At 67.9% G+C, this 18203-nt stretch carries 20 protein-coding genes and 1 tRNA gene; 7 read left to right on the top strand and 14 right to left on the bottom strand.

Translation table 11 applies throughout. The annotated features are described in order from the left end of the window. The first annotated feature begins 243 nt into the window (after positions 1-243). Positions 244-1344, top strand: a complete 1101-nt coding sequence (locus ACTHQV_RS05355) for an extracellular catalytic domain type 1 short-chain-length polyhydroxyalkanoate depolymerase (RefSeq protein WP_440488760.1) — start codon at positions 244-246, stop codon at positions 1342-1344. A 37-nt stretch (positions 1345-1381) separates the two neighbouring features. Beyond that, a complete protein-coding gene (locus tag ACTHQV_RS05350; protein WP_440488759.1) occupies positions 1382-1765 on the top strand; it encodes a YraN family protein in 384 nt (127 codons plus the stop codon). 15 nt (positions 1766-1780) lie between these two features. On the opposite strand, the gene ACTHQV_RS05345 is transcribed toward ACTHQV_RS05350, so the two are convergent. From ACTHQV_RS05345 to ACTHQV_RS05330, 4 genes are all read right to left on the bottom strand, one after another. Beyond that, the gene (locus ACTHQV_RS05345) at positions 1781-2272 is read right to left on the bottom strand and encodes a hypothetical protein (RefSeq protein ID WP_440488757.1); all 492 of its coding nucleotides are present in this window, start codon (positions 2270-2272) and stop codon (positions 1781-1783) included. 422 nt (positions 2273-2694) lie between these two features. Next, positions 2695-3576 carry a general secretion pathway protein GspK gene (locus ACTHQV_RS05340; protein ID WP_440488756.1) on the bottom strand — a complete coding sequence of 294 codons (882 nt, stop codon included), beginning with the start codon at positions 3574-3576 and terminating at the stop codon, positions 2695-2697. After that, complete coding sequence (locus ACTHQV_RS05335) at positions 3573-4106, bottom strand: type II secretion system protein GspJ (protein ID WP_440488755.1); 534 nt, start codon at positions 4104-4106, stop codon at positions 3573-3575. The genes ACTHQV_RS05340 and ACTHQV_RS05335 overlap by 4 nt, the downstream gene beginning before the upstream one ends. After that, positions 4103-5122 carry a hypothetical protein gene (locus tag ACTHQV_RS05330; RefSeq protein WP_440488753.1) on the bottom strand — a complete coding sequence of 340 codons (1020 nt, stop codon included), beginning with the start codon at positions 5120-5122 and terminating at the stop codon, positions 4103-4105. The genes ACTHQV_RS05335 and ACTHQV_RS05330 overlap by 4 nt, the downstream gene beginning before the upstream one ends. A gap of 71 nt (positions 5123-5193) precedes the next feature. Between ACTHQV_RS05330 and ACTHQV_RS05325 the strand changes: the two genes are divergently transcribed. After that, positions 5194-5832 carry a hypothetical protein gene (locus ACTHQV_RS05325; RefSeq protein ID WP_440488752.1) on the top strand — a complete coding sequence of 213 codons (639 nt, stop codon included), beginning with the start codon at positions 5194-5196 and terminating at the stop codon, positions 5830-5832. Between the two features lie 4 nt (positions 5833-5836). Here ACTHQV_RS05325 and ACTHQV_RS05320 read toward each other — a convergent pair whose 3' ends face one another. Both ACTHQV_RS05320 and argH read right to left on the bottom strand, forming a co-directional pair. Continuing rightward, positions 5837-6076 carry a hypothetical protein gene (locus ACTHQV_RS05320; RefSeq protein ID WP_440488751.1) on the bottom strand — a complete coding sequence of 80 codons (240 nt, stop codon included), beginning with the start codon at positions 6074-6076 and terminating at the stop codon, positions 5837-5839. Next, complete coding sequence (argH, locus tag ACTHQV_RS05315; RefSeq protein WP_440488886.1) at positions 6073-7434, bottom strand: argininosuccinate lyase; 1362 nt, start codon at positions 7432-7434, stop codon at positions 6073-6075. Before argH ends, ACTHQV_RS05320 begins: the two co-directional genes overlap by 4 nt. A 121-nt stretch (positions 7435-7555) precedes the next feature. Between argH and ACTHQV_RS05310 the strand changes: the two genes are divergently transcribed. Then, entirely contained in the window at positions 7556-8041 is a 486-nt protein-coding gene (locus ACTHQV_RS05310) for a TlpA family protein disulfide reductase (RefSeq protein ID WP_440488749.1), read from the top strand. Positions 8042-8070: 29 nt separating this feature from the next. Here the strand turns inward: ACTHQV_RS05310 and ACTHQV_RS05305 are convergent, their stop codons facing one another. Genes ACTHQV_RS05305 through ACTHQV_RS05295 form a run of 3 tightly spaced genes read right to left on the bottom strand, consistent with a single transcriptional unit; the run spans position 8071 to position 9979 of the window. Continuing rightward, positions 8071-8406, bottom strand: a complete 336-nt coding sequence (locus tag ACTHQV_RS05305; protein WP_440488748.1) for a hypothetical protein — start codon at positions 8404-8406, stop codon at positions 8071-8073. A 34-nt stretch (positions 8407-8440) separates the two neighbouring features. Next, entirely contained in the window at positions 8441-8785 is a 345-nt protein-coding gene (locus tag ACTHQV_RS05300) for a hypothetical protein (RefSeq protein WP_440488747.1), read from the bottom strand. A 45-nt stretch (positions 8786-8830) separates the two neighbouring features. Continuing rightward, entirely contained in the window at positions 8831-9979 is a 1149-nt protein-coding gene (locus tag ACTHQV_RS05295) for a phospholipase D-like domain-containing protein (RefSeq protein WP_440488745.1), read from the bottom strand. Between the two features lie 126 nt (positions 9980-10105). On the opposite strand from ACTHQV_RS05295, the gene rpoZ reads away from it, so the two are divergent. After that, a complete protein-coding gene (gene rpoZ, locus ACTHQV_RS05290) occupies positions 10106-10450 on the top strand; it encodes a DNA-directed RNA polymerase subunit omega (RefSeq protein WP_055758348.1) in 345 nt (114 codons plus the stop codon). Between the two features lie 272 nt (positions 10451-10722). Here rpoZ and ACTHQV_RS05285 read toward each other — a convergent pair whose 3' ends face one another. Continuing rightward, entirely contained in the window at positions 10723-11103 is a 381-nt protein-coding gene (locus tag ACTHQV_RS05285) for a winged helix-turn-helix transcriptional regulator (RefSeq protein ID WP_440488744.1), read from the bottom strand. A gap of 103 nt (positions 11104-11206) precedes the next feature. On the opposite strand from ACTHQV_RS05285, the gene ACTHQV_RS05280 reads away from it, so the two are divergent. Next, on the top strand, positions 11207-12268 hold the full coding sequence (locus tag ACTHQV_RS05280) for an SDR family oxidoreductase (RefSeq protein ID WP_440488743.1): 1062 nt from the start codon (positions 11207-11209) through the stop codon (positions 12266-12268). Here the strand turns inward: ACTHQV_RS05280 and ACTHQV_RS05275 are convergent. Together ACTHQV_RS05275 and ACTHQV_RS05270 are read right to left on the bottom strand one after the other, a co-directional pair. Continuing rightward, positions 12258-12977: an RlmE family RNA methyltransferase gene (locus ACTHQV_RS05275; RefSeq protein ID WP_440488742.1), complete on the bottom strand. Its 720-nt coding sequence runs from the start codon at positions 12975-12977 to the stop codon at positions 12258-12260. The genes ACTHQV_RS05280 and ACTHQV_RS05275 overlap by 11 nt on opposite strands. Beyond that, entirely contained in the window at positions 12974-14014 is a 1041-nt protein-coding gene (locus tag ACTHQV_RS05270; protein ID WP_440488740.1) for a Ppx/GppA phosphatase family protein, read from the bottom strand. Before ACTHQV_RS05270 ends, ACTHQV_RS05275 begins: the two co-directional genes overlap by 4 nt. A gap of 165 nt (positions 14015-14179) precedes the next feature. On the opposite strand from ACTHQV_RS05270, the gene ACTHQV_RS05265 reads away from it, so the two are divergent. Then, a tRNA-Gln gene (locus ACTHQV_RS05265) sits at positions 14180-14253 on the top strand. A 102-nt stretch (positions 14254-14355) separates the two neighbouring features. Here the strand turns inward: ACTHQV_RS05265 and ACTHQV_RS05260 are convergent. Together ACTHQV_RS05260 and ACTHQV_RS05255 are read right to left on the bottom strand one after the other, a co-directional pair. Then, complete coding sequence (locus tag ACTHQV_RS05260; protein ID WP_440488739.1) at positions 14356-15384, bottom strand: phytase; 1029 nt, start codon at positions 15382-15384, stop codon at positions 14356-14358. Beyond that, positions 15384-18161, bottom strand: a complete 2778-nt coding sequence (locus ACTHQV_RS05255) for a TonB-dependent receptor (protein WP_440488737.1) — start codon at positions 18159-18161, stop codon at positions 15384-15386. The genes ACTHQV_RS05260 and ACTHQV_RS05255 overlap by 1 nt, the downstream gene beginning before the upstream one ends. Between the last annotated feature and the right edge of the window lie 42 nt (positions 18162-18203).

Raw genomic sequence — 18203 nt, 5'->3', positions numbered from 1 at the left:
ACGAGATAGATGGCCTATGGCGAACTGCGCTTCATCATGCAGCCGACCCCGAACCGCAACCGGGCGGCCGCCCGGCCGATCGCCCCTATTCAAGCAGCCAGCAGCACTAACGAAGCGCGTCGGCAAACCTCTTCTGATCGGTCCGACACCGTCCCTTGCCGCTTTGCCATTGTGCATTGCAGCATGAAGGCCATATCCTGTGCGGGCGGCCAGCGGGGTGCCGCGACGGCAAGGCTTTCGACCATGGTTTCGCTCTCCAACACCATCGCCCGTCTGTCGCGGATGCAACAGGCCGGTGCACGGCCGGGCGTACCCGACCGGCTGCACGACCTCGACTTCGCGCCCGATCCCGGCAATCTTCGCGCGCGGATGTACGTGCCCGCCGACCTGAAACCCGGCGCGGCGCTGGTCGTGGCACTGCATGGCTGTACGCAGGACGCAGCGGTCTATGACCACGGCACCGGCTGGTCGACGCTCGCCGACGCGCAGGGATTCGCCGTGCTGTTCCCCGAACAGCGCCGCGCCAACAACGCCAATATGTGCTTCAACTGGTTCGAGGCCGCCGACATCGCCCGCATCGGCGGCGAGGCCGAATCGATCGCCGCCATGATCGACGCGGCGGTCGCGGCACACGGCGTCGATCCGGCGCGGATATTCATAACCGGACTGTCGGCGGGCGGGGCGATGACGGCGGTAATGCTGGCGACCTGGCCCGAACGCTTCGCGGCCGGCGCGATCATCGGCGGCCTGCCCTATGGCACCGCGATCGGCGTCCGCGCTGCGCTGGAGCGGATGCGTGGACAGGGCCTGCCGAGCGCCAACGGCGCCGCCGCGACCGTGCGCGCGGTGGCAGGGCCGGCGCGGATGCCGCGCGTCGCCATCTGGCACGGCACCGCCGACACGACGGTCGTCGTCGCCAACATGGATGCGCTGCTCGACCAGTGGCGCGGCGTCCACGGCCTGTCCGCCGCTACGCCGCGCCAGACCGTCCGGCCCGGCTGGCAGCACCGCGTGTGGAGCGATCCGGCCGGTACCCCGCTGGTCGAGGAATGGCGCGTGCTCGCGATGGGGCATGGCGTGCCGATCGACGGCGCCAGCAGCATCGGCGCCGCCGGCCCGTTCATGCTCGATGTCGGCCTGTCGAGCACGATTGAGATCGCGCGGAGCTGGGGCCTGGCCGATGCCGTCGAACAGCTTGCCCCCGCCGAATCCGCCACTACGCCCGCACCGCGCGGCGCGAAGCTCGAACGCCTCACGCCCGAACCCGGCGCTACCGACCAGGCCGCCGGTACGGTGCAGGCGACGATCGAAAAGGCATTGCGCGCCGCCGGCCTGATGCGCTGACTTGCCGCGCCGGGTCGGTCGCGGCACAACTGGCCACGTGCTCGCCCGCCCGCCCCGCCCCCGTTCGCGCGCCTCGCGCGTCGCCGCCGACGATGCCGGACGGCGCGGCGAGCGCATCGCCGGCTGGTGGCTGCGCCTGAAGGGCTGGCGCATCCTCGCCCGCCGCGTCCGGACCAGGGTGGGCGAAGTCGACCTGATCGCCCGACGCGGATCGATCGTCGCCTTCGTCGAGGTCAAGACGCGCGCGACGACCGCCGATCTCGACCACGCCATCGACGAACGCCGCCTCGCGCGGGTGGCGGCGGCGGCGGAGCTACTGGCACCGAGCTATGCCGAGGGCTGCGACATCCGCATCGACGTCATCCTCCTCGCCCCCCGCACGGCCCCGCGCCATATCGAGAATGCATGGATCGGGTATTGAGTGATGTTGCGGCGGCTATCGCCTAATAACAGAAGTCAGCCTAACTCTTTTCTGAAATGGCTCCACGATATCGGCAAGGCAGTCGGAAACCGGTTCGCCATCTTCGGGAACCGGCTCGACGGTGAAGAAATTTGAACCAGCGATCTGCTCAACGCAGACGAGTTGGATTCCGCTAGCAGACCGTACCGTTCCGAGGGCCAGAGCACGGCGGTGTTCTCCAGCGGACGCTTCACTGTATCGGGTAGTAACTTCGATTGCATTTATCCAAGGAGCGAACTCACGTACGCCGTCAAGCAAGCGGAAATTCGGCTGCCGCATGATTGTCCGCAACTCAGACGGTATGGCGGCAGAAGAACATTCGCGGCGATAGGCCAAACCGGCCATAATCGTGGCTGGCATACTGGGGCTGAAGTCAACAGTGGGCAAACCAGACGTGCAGCCACGAAAGGCCGCTGCCATCCCTGCACGCTCCTTTGCAGTAGGCGATATCATGGTGATGGTCAGCATCGTTGACCCCCGTCCTTTACAGGCTACCACGGCTTGCATTGCACTTAATTGATCTCGTTTCTTCAGACTCCAGTCAGTTGCCGGCGACACGCTGCAATCAGCGGGAAGCGGAATGGAACCGACATAGGCCGGACTGTTGCACCCGATCAGCGGAATGCAGAAAGCTAAGGCTGGCAAGAGACGAGCGACAGCTATCAATGATCGGATCTCCCAGTTCAGGACTGAACGGTGCCTGACACAAATCTACTATTCAATGTCCGCTACCAGTGGATCCAGATCACTCCCACTTTCCTACAGCCGCCAACCCTGCGACCATCATCGCGGGCCGCCATCCGCGCTCGCTCTTTGACACCGCCATATCGCCCAACGCCAATCGCGCGCAAAAACTGTGGCAAGTGTGAACTTTGTGAACTTTGGCCGATTTACCCGCCAAATTCAGGCACTTCGGGCGGAATGGCCGCGTTGCGCCAGCGCTCCACCGGCACTGTGATCGACACCGATTGCGCACCTTCCTGCCGCTTGATCCGCTGAATCAGGGTCGCGCCCTGCTGCACCGTCTCGCCGATCGTCGCGCGGGTGCGGACCCAATAATGGTCGGACTGAAAGCGGGTACCGCCCGGCGCCGTCACGTCCTCGCGCGCCAGATCGTCCTTCGACAGATAACCCTGCCGGTTGCGTAAGCCGACCAGCCGCTGCGCCTTGGCCGGCTCGAACAGCACCGCCATCAATTCGGGCGTCGCCGCATTCAGGTTGATCGCGGTATCGCCGGGCAGCGCGGTTACCATCCGCGCCAGCAGTTGCGCCTGTTCGGGCGGCAGGAACACAGAGAGCGGCCGCAGGTCCTGCACCGGCCCTTTCTCACGGATCAGCGCGATGGCCGCGACCGCCTTCTCCTCCTCGATCCCCGCCGCCTTGGCGATGCGCAGGAACAGCAGCTGCGGGATCGGGTCCAGTTCGCGCCGTACCGAATTGACGTTGAAGCGCCCCTCGGCGTCGGCGATCGCAAGGTCGAAGCGCCCCCCCTCGATCGCGATGCCGTTCTCGCTGATCGCGCCCCAGGGTTCGCCCGGATAGTCCGCCTCGGGCGCGACCCGTGCGTCGCGTTGCAGCGCTGACAGCGCCGACAGCTCGCCGCCGCGCACCACTGCCAGCGCCCGCGCCGCCTCGCGTGAGCGGATCGATCGGTCGAGCGCCACTTCCTCGCGGTTGATCATCAGCAGGACGAGGCCGCTGGCAATCGCCACGAACATCAGCACGTTGACGAGGATCATGCCCGCCTCGCGCTCGGGCACCGGGCGGGTCATGCGGTCTTGGCCGGGATCGGCAGCGTCACGATCCGCCGCAAATTGCCGCCGCCGGGGCCGCCCACCTGCAGCTCGACCACCACCGCCCGCGGCCAGTCGAGCGAGCGGTCGGGGGCGGGCGGCCAGCGGTCCAGCCAGCCGCCGTCGAAATAGCGCCAGCGTGCCGCCGTCACCTGATCGAGCACCAGTTGCGCCCGGCCATCGACCACCCGCAGCAACTGCCCATCGGCGACGCGATAGCCGACCCCGATCGGCGGCCCGCCCAGCCCCGGCGCGCTCCGCCGGAACCGCAGCCCCGCCGCATCGCCGCCCAGCGGCCCCGGCGCGATCTGGTCGAGGTCGCTCGAGATCACCACCATCGCGCGCTGCAGATCGGCGACCCGGTCGAGCCGCGCCTCGGTCCGCCCGTCGACGCCGATTACGCTGTCGACCAGCGCGAGGCCGGCAACCGCGATCAGCGCGAACAGCCCCAGCGAGATCATCAGTTCGAGCAGGGTGAAGCCTGCCTCCCCCGACCGGCGAGGGGTCATGCGCCGCGGCTCTCCGCCACCTTCTGATACACGCCGTTGGTGGGGACGAGGATCGCGAAGTCGCGCGCACAGCTGCCGTCCGAGCGGAAGCGGACCCGCCCGGTCACGCCGTCGAACCCGGCGTCGCGCAGCACGCCTTCGCGGGTCATCGCATCGGCCTCGCGCAAAGTCCTGGCGATCATCGCCGCATCGTTGCCCAGCGCGGCGATCGCGCCAGGCCGCCCGCCGTTGCGCGCGGCATATGCGGTGGCAAAGGTCGCGAAGCGCTCGGGATCGGGGCTGGCGATCCACGCCCCCTCCAGCGCACCCGCCGCATCGGGCCGGTAATCGAGCCCCTGCATCGTCGCCAGCAACTGCATCCCCCGCGCCTTCAACGCCGGGGCCAGCGTCACCGCTGCGCCGGGTACGAACGCGGCATCGGCCTCCAGCCCCGCCGGTAAGGCATCGGCGACCGGCTGCACGACGGTGATGCTCAGCCCCAGATCGACCTCCGCCGCCTTGGCCGCCGCCACTGATGCCCGCGCCCATGGTGTCCCGTCATCGACCGCCAGCACCCGGCCCACGCCCCGCGACCTGGCATAGCCGAGGATCGCCGACGCCGCCTGTGCGGGCGTGATGCCGAACACGAACGCCCCGCCGCCGCGCGCCGCCGCGTCGTTGGTCAGCGCCACGACCGGCACCGATACCGCCGCCGCCACCGCCCGCGTCTCCCCGGCGCTTAGCGGCCCCAGCAGCATCGTCGCCCCGCCCTTCACCGCCGCCCGCGCCGCGCGCACCGCACCCGCCGCGCTACCGCCGGTATCGACCACCGACAGCGCGGTCGCATCGGTTTCGGCGAGCCTCGCCGCATTGGCTATGCTAAGCCCCAGGCCGCTTCGGTCTCCGGTCAGCGGAACCAGCAACGCGGCGGAGCGCTTGGCCCGGCGCGCAGCCAATAGGGGGGAGGCGGCCCATGCCGCAGACGACAGCAGCACCGCATCCCGGAACAGCCGTAGCGTCGAGCGTCGCGATCGCATCACCGAGTCTTTCGAGGTTGCAGGCACGCAGGCATAGTATCCGCTTCGCCGCGCTCGGCATAGCCTCGTTCGTGGTCGCGATCGTCGCGACACTGCCCGCGAGCCTGATGATCGGCAACAACGACTGGCGCAGCGGCGTCGGCGGCACCGTGTGGAACGGCGAAGTCGGCATCGCCGGGGGCAGTCGCCTCGCATGGCATTTCGCTCCGCTGCGCAGCCTGACCAGCCTCGGCTTCGCGGTCGACTGGACCGCGACCGGCCCTGATACCGATCTGGGCGGGCAGGCGCTGCTCCGCCCGGGCGGGGTACGGCTCGACCGGGTGGCGGGGTCGGCTGACGCTTCGCTGCTGGCCGCACTCCAGCCCAATCTGCCCTTCGCCTGCGACATGCCGTGGCAGGTCGATTTGCCCGTGGTGTCGACGATCGCCGGCTCGGCGATGGCCGAAGGGCGGGTCGCGATCGATCCGGGCAGTTGCGTGACGCGGCCGGGCAATGTCGCCACGCCGACCCCCGCGATGCTGCTGACCGCCGAGCATATCGGCCAGCAATCGCGCATCCGCCTCGTCCCCGACGGTCAGCGCCGCCGCACGCTGATGGACGCGACGATCAACGAGGACGGAACGCTCGCCTTCGCGATGACCGGCGACGGTGCGGCGATGCTGCCCTTCACCGGCCTGCCCGCGGGCGCCAGCGTGCAGGGCAGCTTCTGACCGGTCAGCGCGGCGGCAGCGCGAAGGGGTCGTCGCCGCGTTCCTTCGACTCGGTCAGCAATTCATCGCTGCGCGACGGGCGTTGCTGCGTCGTCGGGGTCAGCAGATCGGCCGAGCTCGGCGTCGCGGTCGCGCCGTACGGGGCGGGCGGCAGCGACGCATTTTCGCGCGGGCGCAGGTCGCGCCGCTGCCCGCACCCGGCGAGCACCAACGCCAGTCCAAGTACCGCGATCGCGCGCATCATTGCCCTCGCGCGGCGGCGATGGCTTCGCGGACCCGTTCGGGTGCGGTGCCGCCGAAGCTCTTGCGACTCGTGACCGAGGCATCGACGCTTAGCACGTCGAAGATGCCGGCATGGATGCGCGTGTCGATGCCGGTCAGGTCGTCGATGGTCAGGCCGTCGAGGCGACAACCCTTCTCCTCGGCGAGCTTGACCGCGCGGCCGGTGATGTGATGCGCCTCGCGGAACGGCACGCCGGCTTCGCGGACCAGCCAGTCGGCAAGGTCGGTCGCGGTCGAGAAGCCGGTTTCGGCGGCCGCGCGCATCCGGTCGGGGCGGAAGGTCGCGCTTTCGACCATGCCGGTCATCGCCGCGATCGACAGCGCGAGCAGGTCGGTCGCTTCGAACACCGGCGGCTTGTCGTCCTGCATGTCCTTCGAATAGGCGAGCGGCAGGCCCTTCATCGTGACCATCAGCGACGTCATGCAGCCCATGATCCGCCCGCTATGCCCGCGCACCAGTTCGGCGGCGTCGGGATTGCGCTTTTGCGGCATGATCGAGCTGCCGGTCGACCATTGGTCGGAGAGCGACACGAAGCCGAACATCTGCGACGCCCAGATCACGAACTCTTCCGCCAGGCGCGACAGGTGCAGCGAGCATTGCACCGCGGCGGTCAGATATTCGATCGCGAAGTCGCGGTCGCTGACCGAATCGAGCGAATTGACCGTCGGCCCGGCAAAGCCCAGCGCCTGCGCCGTCGCATGGCGATCGAGGGGAAAGCCGGTCCCGGCCAGCGCCGCCGACCCCAGCGGGTTGTAGTTCAATCGCGCCCGCGCATCGGCGAAGCGCCCGCGATCGCGCGCGATCATGCTGTGATACGCCATCAGGTGATGGCCAAGCGTCACCGGCTGCGCCACCTGAAGATGGGTGAAGCCCGGCATCACCGTCGCGGCATGTTCCTCCGCCCGGTCGAGCAGCGCCGCCTGCAACTGCCCCAGCGCCGCGTCGACCGCATCGATCGCGTCGCGGGTCCACAGTCGGAAATCGGTCGCGACCTGGTCGTTGCGCGAGCGCGCGGTATGCAGCCGCCCGGCGACCGGCCCGATCTTCTCGGCCAACCGCGCCTCGGTCAGCATGTGGATGTCTTCCAGCGTCAGGTCGTCTGGCACGCCGTGTTCGGCATAGTCGGCCGCCACGGCTTCCAGCCCTTCGAGGATCTTGGCGACGTCCGCCGCATCGACGATCCCCTGCGCGCCCAACATCGTTGCGTGCGCCTTGGACCCGGCGATATCCTGTCGCCACATCCGCTTGTCGAAGGGGATCGAGGCGTTTATCTCACGCATCACCGCCGACGGGCCTTCGGCGAAGCGCCCGCCCCACATGCTGTTGGAGCCTTCCATGCGCCCGGTAATCGCGCTTCTCCTTGGACTGAGCCTGTTCGTCGGCGCTTGCGATAAGCGAGCCGCCGCGCCGGAGCAAGCGGCTGCGGAAGGCGACGGCACCGTGCCCGACGTCACCGCGCCTGCCAACAACGCCGCCCCCGAAGCCGCTGCAAAGGTCGATCGCAGCCACAAGGGCGAAGCGATGCCGACCTACCAGTTCCAGGATGGTGCTGGGAAGACAGTGACGCTCGCCGATTTCCGCGGCAAGCCGGTGCTGGTCAATCTGTGGGCGACTTGGTGCGCGCCGTGCGTGCGCGAGATGCCGACGCTGGACACGCTGGCCGCGCGCGACAAGGCGTCGCTCCACGTCCTGACCGTGTCGCAAGACATGGAACCGGCCAAGGTCCAGCCGTTCCTGACCGAACGCAAGCTCGCCAATCTCGTCGCCTATCGCGACGCGGACCTGAAATTCTCGACCGGCATGAACGCCAGCCTGCCGACGACGATCCTGTACGATGCGTCGGGCAAGGAACTATGGCGGGTGACCGGCGGCATGGACTGGGCCGGTGCCGAGGCGGCGAAGCTGATCGGCGAGGCGAAGGGGTAACGCGCCTGCGCTGGGGTGACGTGCGGGGCTTACCGATCCGGCGCGCGTTCCGCGGGCGGCACCCCCGCCCCCTCACCCGGCGCATCGTCGTCGAAATTCTCGCCCTGCGCACCGCCACCGGCATTGGCGCCGCTGCCATGGACCTCGCCATCGGCGGCGACGAAGGCGCGGCGGCCCGCTTCGGGCGGAATCTCGCGGCCATCGTCGGACGGCGTCGGGCTGGCCGGCCGTGCCCCGGCAGCGGCCTGTTCCGCCTGCCGCTCGCGATCATATTCCTGCCCCGAATAGCCGCTTGGCCGGTCAAAGGCGTTCATCGGTTCGGTGCGATCCGGATCGACCTTGGGATGGGCGGGGGTGTCGGCCATGGCAATTCTCCTTGCCCGACATAACCGCTTGCGATCAGGCGACGTTCCCTGATGCCGGCGGTTTGGCGCGTGGTTCGAACCGGTCGCGCAGGCGCAGGCCGATGAACAGCATCGTCGGCCAGAACATCGTGTTGAGGATGTCGAGCGACGTATCCTCCCACCGCCACGATCCCCAATAGATGCGGTCGAGCACCTCATTGGCCAGTTCGGCCAGCGCCACCACGGCGAGCGGCACCGGCGTCGACAGGCGATAGCCGGTGACGATGCGGGTGATCAGCAGCACCGCCATGCCGGCATGCACATGGAGCAGGCTGTCGGCCATGCCGGTACCGTCGCCGATCGCCTGTATTAGTCGGGCGTAGAGTGCGGGTATATCCATGCGCGCCCGATGGACCGCACGGCCGCGAGTCACAAGCGGTTTGCGCTAATCCCGGTTAAGTCGAGCGGTGACCTGTGGGTCGAGGACCGACATGATGAAATAAGCCCCGGCCTGCTTTACGCGCGCCCACCAGCCCGATCGTTCGCGGTGCAGTTCGCGGGTGATCCGCTGCGAATGGGCGACTTCGCCGTCCATATAAGCGCGCAGATGCGCGGTGAACGCCTCGTCCTCGACCCGCAGCATCAGCTCCATGTTCAGGAACATCGATCGCACGTCGAAATTGGCCGACCCGATATGCACCGCATCGTCCGCGACGAAGAGTTTGGTGTGCAGCTTGGTCGGCTGATATTCGTATAGTTCGATCCGGTGGCGCAGCAGGTTGCGATAGGTGAAGCGCGCCGCGAGAAGGGCGATGGCGTGGTCGGTCTTCGCCGGCACGATGATCCGCAGACGGGTCCGCTTCGCCGCCTTGTCCAGCCGGCGCATCATCAGCGGCCCCGGCGCGAAATAGGCGGCGATCATGTCGATGCGCTCGCTGGTGCGGATCTCGTGCTTCACCGTTCTGGCCCAGGGCGAAAGCCGCCGCGACGGACCGCCCAGCAGCCAGCGGATCGGGCCGCTTTCCTCACTCCATTGCCGCAACATGCGCGACAATTTCCGCAAGGGCGCGCCGGGCAGCGCGGTCCACGCCTTCAGCGCATCGAAATAGCCCGCCAGCCGCCCCGCCGCCGGCCCGTCGACCAGCAGCCCCAGATCGCGCCACGCCTGCTGCTCGACGGTGCCGAAATAGGCGTCCTCGATGTTGAAGCCGCCGACGATCACCCGCGCATCGTCGGCCAGCGCCAGTTTCTGGTGATTGCGCAGCAGATAGCGCCGCCCGATGCGCGGCACGAACACGCAGACATCGCCGCCCGCCTCGCGCAGCGGTCCGAAAAAGCCGCGACTGGCCGCCGCCTCCGCGCCCAGCCCGTCGACGATCAGCGCGACGCGCACCCCACGCCGAGCCGCGTCGACCAGTGCATCGCGGACGCGCGTGCCGACCGCATCCTCTTCCCAGATATAGAACAGGATGCGCAGCGACCGGCGCGCACCGGCGATCAGCGCCAGCAGCGCGTCGAGCCGTGCCCGTCCCTCGGTCAGCAGCGTCAGGCGGTTGCCGGCCACGGTGAAAGTCGGTTCGCCCGCGCCGCCCATGCTCTCTCCGATCCGTTGTCATGGCGTAACGGCCAGCGCGCGGGCGAGTTTCATTGACTTTGTACGGGCCGACGGTTACACAGCCTGCTTTCCGATACCCTCCGTTCTTTGCAAGGAAGGCGTTTCATGGCGCGCGTCACCGTCGAGGATTGCGTCGACAAGATCCCCAACCGTTTCGACCTGGTGTTGATGGCTGCCCAGCGCGCCCGCCAGATTTCGGGCGGTGCCGAACTGACCCTCGATCGCGACCGCGACAAGAACCCGGTCGTGGCGCTGCGCGAGATCGCCGAGGAAAATATCACCCCGGACCATCTGCGTGAATCGGTCATCACCTCGATGCAGAAGGTGCAGATCGACGACGAAGAGGCACCGGACGAACTGGGTTCGCTGGCCGCGTCGGCAGAGGCGCTGCGCCTCACCGCCGCCGCGCCGCCGCGCAACCAGAATGTCGGCGGCGATTACGACGGCTGAGGCCGACGGATCGACGAGACACAAGAGGGCGGTCCTGCGGGGCCGCCCTTTTTGTTTTGGCTCCGTTCCGGGGAATAACCGTTCGTACTGAGTAGGGGCTGAGCGACGTCGAGGAGGATCAGGTGAACCATGCCCCGCATGGTTCAGGATCGTCCGGGGGACGATCCGACCTGATCCTTATCGAAGCACCCGCGACCAACGGTCCTTCGATACGCCATTTCGACTTTGCTCAATGGCTACTCAGGACGAACGGACCGAGCGGGATCGAAGCCTTATTCCCGCCGCGCGCCCGCGCGGCTGCCCAGTGCGTCGAGCGCATCGGCATTGCGCCGCCCCCAATCGTAGAGCAGCGTCACCGGCTCGACGAAGCGTCGGCCCAGCACCGTCAGCCGATATTCGACAGCGGGCGGCATCACCGCTTGTACCTCGCGCTCGATCAGGCCGATCGCCTCCATCTCGCGCAGCGTCTGCGTCAGCATCTTCTTGGAGATGCCAGGCAGGCTCCGCAGCAACACGCCGGTCCGCGCGGCGCCGCCGTGCCGGGCATGCAGCGTGTGCAGTACCATGCTGGTCCATTTGGTCGCGAACAGCGACAGGACGCGGCGCGGGGCGCAATCCTCTCGCCATTCGGTTTCGTCCAATCCTGGCTGCATGACTGGGTACCTTCTGGTGCCTGGGGGCGGAGCCGGTGCCGTCTTCAACCCCGGTGCGACCGTGCCTAGCTGGCTGACTTCGTTCGACAAGGGAAGTTTGAATATGACGAAGACGGCTTTGGTGGTGGGCGCAAGCGGCATCGTCGGCAGCGCGACCGCGACGCTGCTGAACGCGCAGGGGTGGACGGTGCATGGTCTCGCCCGCCGCCCGGTCGCGCAGGACGGCGTGCAGCCGGTCGTCGCCGACCTGTCCGATGCGGAAGGAACGCGCACGGCACTCGCCGACCTGCGTCCCGACGCGGTGTTCGTCACCACCTGGGCGCGGCAGGACAGCGAGGCGGAGAATATCCGCGTCAACGGCGCGATGGTCCGCAACCTGCTCGACGCCCTGCCCGCACCCGATCGTCCGCGTCATGTCGCGCTGGTTACCGGCCTCAAACATTATCTCGGGCCGTTCGAAGCCTATGGAAAGGGCACGCTGCCGCAGACGCCGTTCCGGGAGAATCAGCCACGGCTGGACATCGCCAATTTCTATTATGCGCAGGAGGACGAATTGTTCGCCGCCGCCCAGCGCGATGGTTTTACGTGGAGCGTCCATCGCCCGCATACCGTGATCGGCAAGGCAGTCGGCAATGCGATGAACATGGGCACCACGCTGGCGGTCTATGCGACGCTGTGCCGCGACGCGGGCCGGGCGTTCGTCTTCCCCGGATCGGCGGCGCAGTGGCAGGGGCTGACCGACATGACCGATGCCGGGCTGCTCGCCGAACATCTGCTATGGACTGCGCAGACCGATGCCGCGCACGATCAGGCGTTCAACGTCGTCAATGGCGACGTCTTCCGCTGGCAATGGATGTGGGAACGCCTCGCCGACTGGTTCGGCGTCGAGGCAGCACCGTTCGACGGCACGGTCCGTCCGCTGGAAGAGCAGATGGCCGGCGACGCACGACGCTGGGCAGCGATCGCCGAACGCCATGGTCTGGCCGAAGCCGATCTGAGCCGCCTCGCTTCGCCATGGCATACCGACGCCGACCTCGGCCGCCCGATCGAGGTCGTCGCCGACATGTCGAAAAGCCGGCGGCTGGGCTTCACCGGCTATCGTGCGACCGACGACGCGTTCTTCGCCTTGTTCGAACGGCTGCGCGCCGACCGGATCATTCCGTGAGCGTATCCGGGGACGGTTCGTCCGTCCCCGCTCCGGTCCCGGCGTCGCGCCGGCCCTTGAAGTTCGTCGCGATGACATACCATTCGGACGAATCCTTGCGGCTCGCTGGCGGCTTGGCGTGCTTCACCGCCTGGAAATTGCGCTTCAGTTCGGCGACCAGAGCGTTGTCGGCCCCGCCCGCCAGCACCTTGGCGACGAAATCGCCGCCGGGGCGCAGCACTTCGCAGGCGAACATCACCGCCGCCTCGACCAGCGCCATGGTGCGCAGGTGATCGGTCTGCGGATGGCCGACGGTGTTCGCCGCCATGTCGGACAGGACGAGGTCGGCCTCCCCGCCCAGTTCCTCGCGCAGCCGGTCGGGGGCGTGATCGGCGAGAAAGTCCATCTGCAGGATCGTCACGCCGTCGATCGGGTCGACCGGCAACAGGTCGATGCCGACCACGGTGCATTCCGGCCGAACCTTGCGCACGACCTGCGTCCAGCCGCCCGGCGCAATGCCGAGATCGACGACGCGCTTCACCCCGCGCAACAGCTTGAAGCGTTCGTCCAGCTCGATCAGCTTGTACGCGGCGCGGCTGCGATAGCCCTCCGCCCGCGCCTTCTTCACATAGGGGTCGTTCAACTGGCGTTCGAGCCAGCGTGTCGACTGGGCCGAGCGCGAGCGTGCGGTGCGCACGCGCTGCCGGCCGGGGGGGCTTCCGCGGGTCATCGGGTTCCTGCCATTAAACGGCGCAGGATTCCTTCGCGAATCCCACGGTCGGCGATCCCTAGCCGCTCGGCGGGCCAGAGCGCCAGAATCGATTCGAGGATCGCACAGCCCGCGACCACTAGATCGGCGCGCTCGCTGCCGATGCACGGCACCGTGCCGCGCTGCGCCAAGTCCATGCCCGCCAGCCGCTGGCTGACCGCCAGCATCGCATCGGCCGGCACGATCAGCCCGTCGATCTGCGATCGGTCATAGGCGGGCAGGCCGAGATGGACGCTGGCGAGCGTCGTCACCGTGCCGCTGGTGCCGAGCAGGCGGCGCGGCTGATCGGTCACCGGCAGCCGCCTGGCGAAAGGCGCAAAACTCTCCTCGACGCACGCCCGCATCCGCGCATAGGCCCCCGACGCCATCGGCGCGGCACGCCCGCCGCCCAGGCTTTCGGTCAGCGACACCACCCCCCAAGGCGCCGAATGCCAGTCGAGCACGCGCGGCACCGGCCCCGCAGCGTCGAGCAGCACCAGTTCGGTCGATCCGCCGCCGATGTCGAACACCAGTGCCGGGCCGGTGCCGGGTTCGAGCAGGGCATGGCAGCCGAGAACCGCCAGCCGCGCCTCCTCCTCGGCAGTGATGATGTCGAGATGGATGCCGGTCTCGGCGAGCACCCGCTCGACGAACGCCGGGCCGTTGCTGGCACGGCGGCACGCCTCGGTCGCGACCGATCGGGCCAGCGTCACGTCGCGGCGCTTCAGCTTTTCGGCGCAGATCTTCAGCGCGGCGACGGTGCGGTCCATCGCCAGGTCGGACAGGCGACCGGTCGCCGCCAGCCCCTCGCCCAGTCGCACGATCCGCGAGAACGCGTCGACGACGGCAAAGCCGTCCCCCTGCGGCCGGGCGATCAGCAGCCGGCAGTTATTGGTGCCAAGGTCGAGCGCGGCATAATGACGCGCGCCCGGCCAGCGCGGGCGCGCTGGCGTATGGGATGCCGGGCGGGAAGCGCTGCGCGCCCCCCGGTGCGGCAACCGGGCGGACATATCCCCCATGCCGTCACTCGCTTATATTCTATCCGTCACGGCCGAACGCCGCTCGGTGTCTGGCGATCAACCTAGCGAAGCCGGTCGCGATCGACAAGGCGTTGCGACGAATCGCATGATTCGGCGTTGACACGCTTGCCGGTCCAGCCTATCGGACCGCCCTCGCTGCGACGCTGCCCTGTCGTCTAAAGGTAAGACCACGGACTCTGACTCCGTTAATTGAGGTTCGAATCCTCACGGGGCATCCAGCGGCTTCTCGAACATCGATAGCGATCCCGCCGGTTTCCCGGACGCGGCAACGCCACCCCGGAACGGGTCCGGAGTGGCGCAAGGCGTCCGTTCCTTCGGCGTCAGCGCAGCTTCAGCGCCCTGCGCACCGCATCCCACGCGACGAATTTGAAATTCTGCGTCTCGGGCGCATTGTCGCCGTCCTGTGCGACGAACAGGCCGTGACGCAGACCCGGTCCGAAATCTCCGAGCATCAGGTCGACGCCGTCGGTCTCGCTGGTCCCGTCGATCATGCCGCCGCCGATGCGGAAGCGGCCGGCATAGGTCACGCCCGGCAGGCGGTAGAGGGTATAGGCATTGTCGCCCTGGCTGCTGACCACCAGATAGCCGCCGGAGCGCCCGCTAGGGGCCAATGCCAGCCCTTCGGCATCGGCAACCAGCGTCGTGCCGTCGACCCGCGCGATCGCGGTGCCGGTGACGGGCGCGGCGGGATCGGCGGCGAAGCGCCACAGGCCGACATCCTCCTCCGCGACGTAGAGCGTGCCGGTCCGGTCGTCGACGACGCAGCCCTCGGCCTGGGTCCCGACCTTCATCGAACGGACGGTGCGGACCGTCGGCGTCGCCCCACGCGTGTCGATCGCCACCTGATCGATGCGCCCGTCCTTCATCACGACGAAGCCGAACAGTGCCTTGTCGCGGGCGCGGGTCCACAGGCACATGCCGTATGCTTCGCCCGGACCTACGGGAAAGCGCCCCATCGGCACCAGCTTCTTCGCCACCGTGTCGAGGGTGAACAGCGCGACATGCGCCTGAGCTTCGTCGGCACGGTCGCTGGCGGCGGCGATCACCCGGCCGCCGATCTCGCGCAGGTCGACATTATTGAGCCGCGCGGCCGGCGTAAAGCTCAGCCGCTTGCCCGACAGCGCATAGACATGGATGCCGGCCTGCTTGTCGGTGCCGATCACTAGACTGTCGGCCGGATTGCGCCGGTTGCGCCAGATGGCGGGATCGTCGGCGGCGTCGGCGGCGGTGTCGACCGGGTCGGTCTCCGCCACCGCCGCCACCATCGGCACCGCGCCCGGTGTCGCCGCCGGCGGGGGCGTCACCGCACACCCGCCGAGCAGCAGCGCCGCGATCGCCGCCCGCCGCATCAGAAGTTCACCCGCACGCCGGCCTGATAGCGGCGACCGAAGGTCTCCCGCTCGATCGTGTACTGGCTCTGGCGGACGTAACGGCGGCCGGGTCCGTCCAGCAGGTTGCTGAAATTGCCGAAGAACTCGACGTTCGAATTGATCGCATAGCGCAGCGACGCGTCGAGCTCGTTATCCTTCCCCCAATAGAAGTCGCCGCCATCGGCGACGCTGCCGATATCGTCGAGCCAGGGCGAGCGGTTCTGATACTGGACGCGCGCCGAGAAGCCGTATTTCTCGTAATAGACGCCGACATTGTAGACCGCATCCGACGCACCGGGCAGCTGCACCCGCCGGCCATCGGGGGTCTCGGCGCGGCTGCGGTTGAGGGTCGCGTTCAGCTGCACCCCGAAGCCGCCGACCCATTCGGGCAGGCCGAGATCGGCGACGAACGGGTCGAGCTGCTGCTGGATCGCGCCTTCGACGCCGATGATCGAACCGGTCCCGCCATTGTCGATCGTCGAATAGAGATATTGCGACCGGTCGACCCCGCCGAGGTTCAGGATGTCGCTGTTGAAGGTGCGCGTCGTCCCGAACAGCACGTCGCGCAGCCGCTTGTAATAGGCACCGAACGACAGGAAGCCGCCGGTCGACCCGTAATATTCGACATAGGCATCGACGCCCATCGCCTTTTCGGGCTTCGCATCGGGGTTGCCGCCCGAAATGGTCAGGTTGGCGTCGTTGAAGGTCAGGTTCGGGCGCAGATCGTCATAATCGGGCCGGGCCGCGCCGGTGCTGAACGACAGCCGCGCCTTCATCTGATCGGTCACGTCATAATTCACGTGCAGGCTGGGATAGACCAACGTCAGGTCGCTCTCGGCGGTCAGCGGGGTGAAGGTCGTGCCGTTCGGGGTCGCGAAGGCCGACGCGGTATTGCGGATATGCTCGATCCGCGCGCCGCCGACGACATTGCCCCAATCGGTGACGACCGTCGCCATCGCATAGGCCGAATAGATGCGCTCGGTCACGTCGTACAGGTTGGCGGTCTGGTCGACATAGCGGCCGACCGTCTTCGCCCGGTCGACCAGGTCGAGGATCTGGTCCTTGCCGAAATACTGAAAGGTGTAGCCGAGCGGGATTTCGCCCTGGAACCCGCCGGGGATCGCGATCTGGCCATAGCCGGTCGGGATGTTGGCGGCGGTGAACTGTGCCGCGCTGTTCAGCTCTAGCAGGCGTTCGTCGACCGACTTGGTGCGGTCGTCGAAGCGCAGCCCGACCGCGAAGGTCGTCTTTTCGCCCAGCAGCTCGAACACGTCATGCTGCAGGTCGACCCGCGCGGTGTACGCCTCGGTCGTGTCGGCGGCGAGCAGCGAGCGCAGGCGGCTGAGCGAGCGCGGGAAATCCTCGATCGCGGTCACCCGGTCACCGCGGGCGAAGGTGCCGTTGGCGTTGCGGATGGTGCGGAACAACTCGACCCGCGCCAGCTGCGGATCGGTCAGGTCATAGCCGACCGTCAGGCGGTTGGCGGCATTCGCGCCGTTGGTGCCGAAGGACGGGCTGTCATAGTTCAGCTGCGCCGGCTGGGTCCGGTCGTCGATCGACCGGGTATAGTTGGCGCGCCACGACACCCGCCACGTGTCGAGATCGTGGTCGCCACCCAGCGTGTTGGTGAACACCGACTGCTTGTAGGCGCGCACCGTGAAGTTCGAATTCAGGTCGATGCCATAGACGGTGCCGCGCAGCGGGGTGTTGCCGGTGCAGACATCGGCATAGCCGGTCGTGCCGGCGGCCGGGGTCGCGTTGACCGCACAGGCGGCGGTGGCGTTCGACAGGCGCGACTGCTGATCGTCGAGATCGAAGATATAGTTGTTGCGCTGTTCGTCGTCCTGGAACGCCGAATAGATGGTTTCGGCGAAGATGCGGTGGTCGCTCGACGGCTTCCAGTCGATGCGGGTCGACAGCGCGTAATTCTTGCGGACCAGGCGGTAGAGCTTGTTCTCGGTCTCGCGTGCCCAGATGCGGTCGGCGAAGCCGGGGCGGCGGTCCTGATCGACGGTTTCCCAATCGGTTTCGAAATTGTCGGTCACCATGCCGCGGCGATACAGGCTGGCCGACGACGCGACGGCGAATTCGCCGATGCCGGTGTCGAACCGGTCGGAGACGACCAGCGATCCTTCGAATTCGCGGCGGTCGCCCAGTTCGACGATGCCGTATCCGGCCTTGCCCGCGACATGGAAACCGCTCTGGTCGAAACCCGACCGGGTGATGATGTCGACGTTACCCGAAATCGTCTCGCCGACCATGTCGGGCGTCACCGCCTTGCGCACGATGATCTGCTTGGCGATCGCCGAGGGGATCGAATCGAAGCGCGCGGCGCGGCCTTCGGGGCTGACGACGTTCACGCCGTCGAACGACAACGTGGCCCAGCGCTTGGGCGCGCCGCGCAGGTTGACGTAGCGGGCCTGGCCCTGGTCGCGCTCGACACCGACGCCGGGCAGGCGGCTGATCGCCTGGGCGATGTTCTGGTCGGGCAGGCGGCCGACCGCGTCCGAGGCGATAACCGAGACGAGCGCGGTGCTGTTGCGCTGGATTTCGAGCGCCGCGGCTTCGGATTCGGCGATCGGGCGGCTGCCACGGACCACGATTTCCTGCTCGCCATCCTCGGGCGCGGCGGGATCGCCGACGACCGGCGCGTCCTCGACCGGATCGGCCAGCGCGGCGACGGGCAGGAATGCCGCGCCCGTCAGCAGCGCACGCACGACGACGGCCCGCGAGGACCGGGCGAAGATACCAACCATGTGAGAAAGCCCCTTGTTAGGGGAGCGTTAACCGCTCCCGCC

The sequence above is a fragment of the Sphingomonas sp. SAFR-052 genome, assembly GCF_051965015.1.
In the GTDB taxonomy this organism is placed as follows: domain Bacteria; phylum Pseudomonadota; class Alphaproteobacteria; order Sphingomonadales; family Sphingomonadaceae; genus Sphingomonas.
This window is presented reverse-complemented; position numbering and strand designations above follow the sequence as displayed.

Coding starts and splice junctions, on each gene's coding strand:
- ACTHQV_RS05330 (WP_440488753.1), bottom strand. CDS start 5,122: ATGCGATCGCGACGCTCGACGCTACGGCTGTTCCGGGATGCGGTGCTG.
- argH (WP_440488886.1), bottom strand. CDS start 7,434: ATGTGGGGCGGGCGCTTCGCCGAAGGCCCGTCGGCGGTGATGCGTGAG.
- ACTHQV_RS05335 (WP_440488755.1), bottom strand. CDS start 4,106: ATGACCCCTCGCCGGTCGGGGGAGGCAGGCTTCACCCTGCTCGAACTG.
- ACTHQV_RS05340 (WP_440488756.1), bottom strand. CDS start 3,576: ATGACCCGCCCGGTGCCCGAGCGCGAGGCGGGCATGATCCTCGTCAAC.
- ACTHQV_RS05295 (WP_440488745.1), bottom strand. CDS start 9,979: ATGGGCGGCGCGGGCGAACCGACTTTCACCGTGGCCGGCAACCGCCTG.
- rpoZ (WP_055758348.1), top strand. CDS start 10,106: ATGGCGCGCGTCACCGTCGAGGATTGCGTCGACAAGATCCCCAACCGT.
- ACTHQV_RS05345 (WP_440488757.1), bottom strand. CDS start 2,272: ATGCTGACCATCACCATGATATCGCCTACTGCAAAGGAGCGTGCAGGG.
- ACTHQV_RS05285 (WP_440488744.1), bottom strand. CDS start 11,103: ATGCAGCCAGGATTGGACGAAACCGAATGGCGAGAGGATTGCGCCCCG.
- ACTHQV_RS05280 (WP_440488743.1), top strand. CDS start 11,207: ATGACGAAGACGGCTTTGGTGGTGGGCGCAAGCGGCATCGTCGGCAGC.
- ACTHQV_RS05355 (WP_440488760.1), top strand. CDS start 244: ATGGTTTCGCTCTCCAACACCATCGCCCGTCTGTCGCGGATGCAACAG.
- ACTHQV_RS05320 (WP_440488751.1), bottom strand. CDS start 6,076: ATGATGCGCGCGATCGCGGTACTTGGACTGGCGTTGGTGCTCGCCGGG.
- ACTHQV_RS05255 (WP_440488737.1), bottom strand. CDS start 18,161: ATGGTTGGTATCTTCGCCCGGTCCTCGCGGGCCGTCGTCGTGCGTGCG.
- ACTHQV_RS05275 (WP_440488742.1), bottom strand. CDS start 12,977: ATGACCCGCGGAAGCCCCCCCGGCCGGCAGCGCGTGCGCACCGCACGC.
- ACTHQV_RS05300 (WP_440488747.1), bottom strand. CDS start 8,785: ATGGATATACCCGCACTCTACGCCCGACTAATACAGGCGATCGGCGAC.
- ACTHQV_RS05305 (WP_440488748.1), bottom strand. CDS start 8,406: ATGGCCGACACCCCCGCCCATCCCAAGGTCGATCCGGATCGCACCGAA.
- ACTHQV_RS05260 (WP_440488739.1), bottom strand. CDS start 15,384: ATGCGGCGGGCGGCGATCGCGGCGCTGCTGCTCGGCGGGTGTGCGGTG.
- ACTHQV_RS05270 (WP_440488740.1), bottom strand. CDS start 14,014: ATGGGGGATATGTCCGCCCGGTTGCCGCACCGGGGGGCGCGCAGCGCT.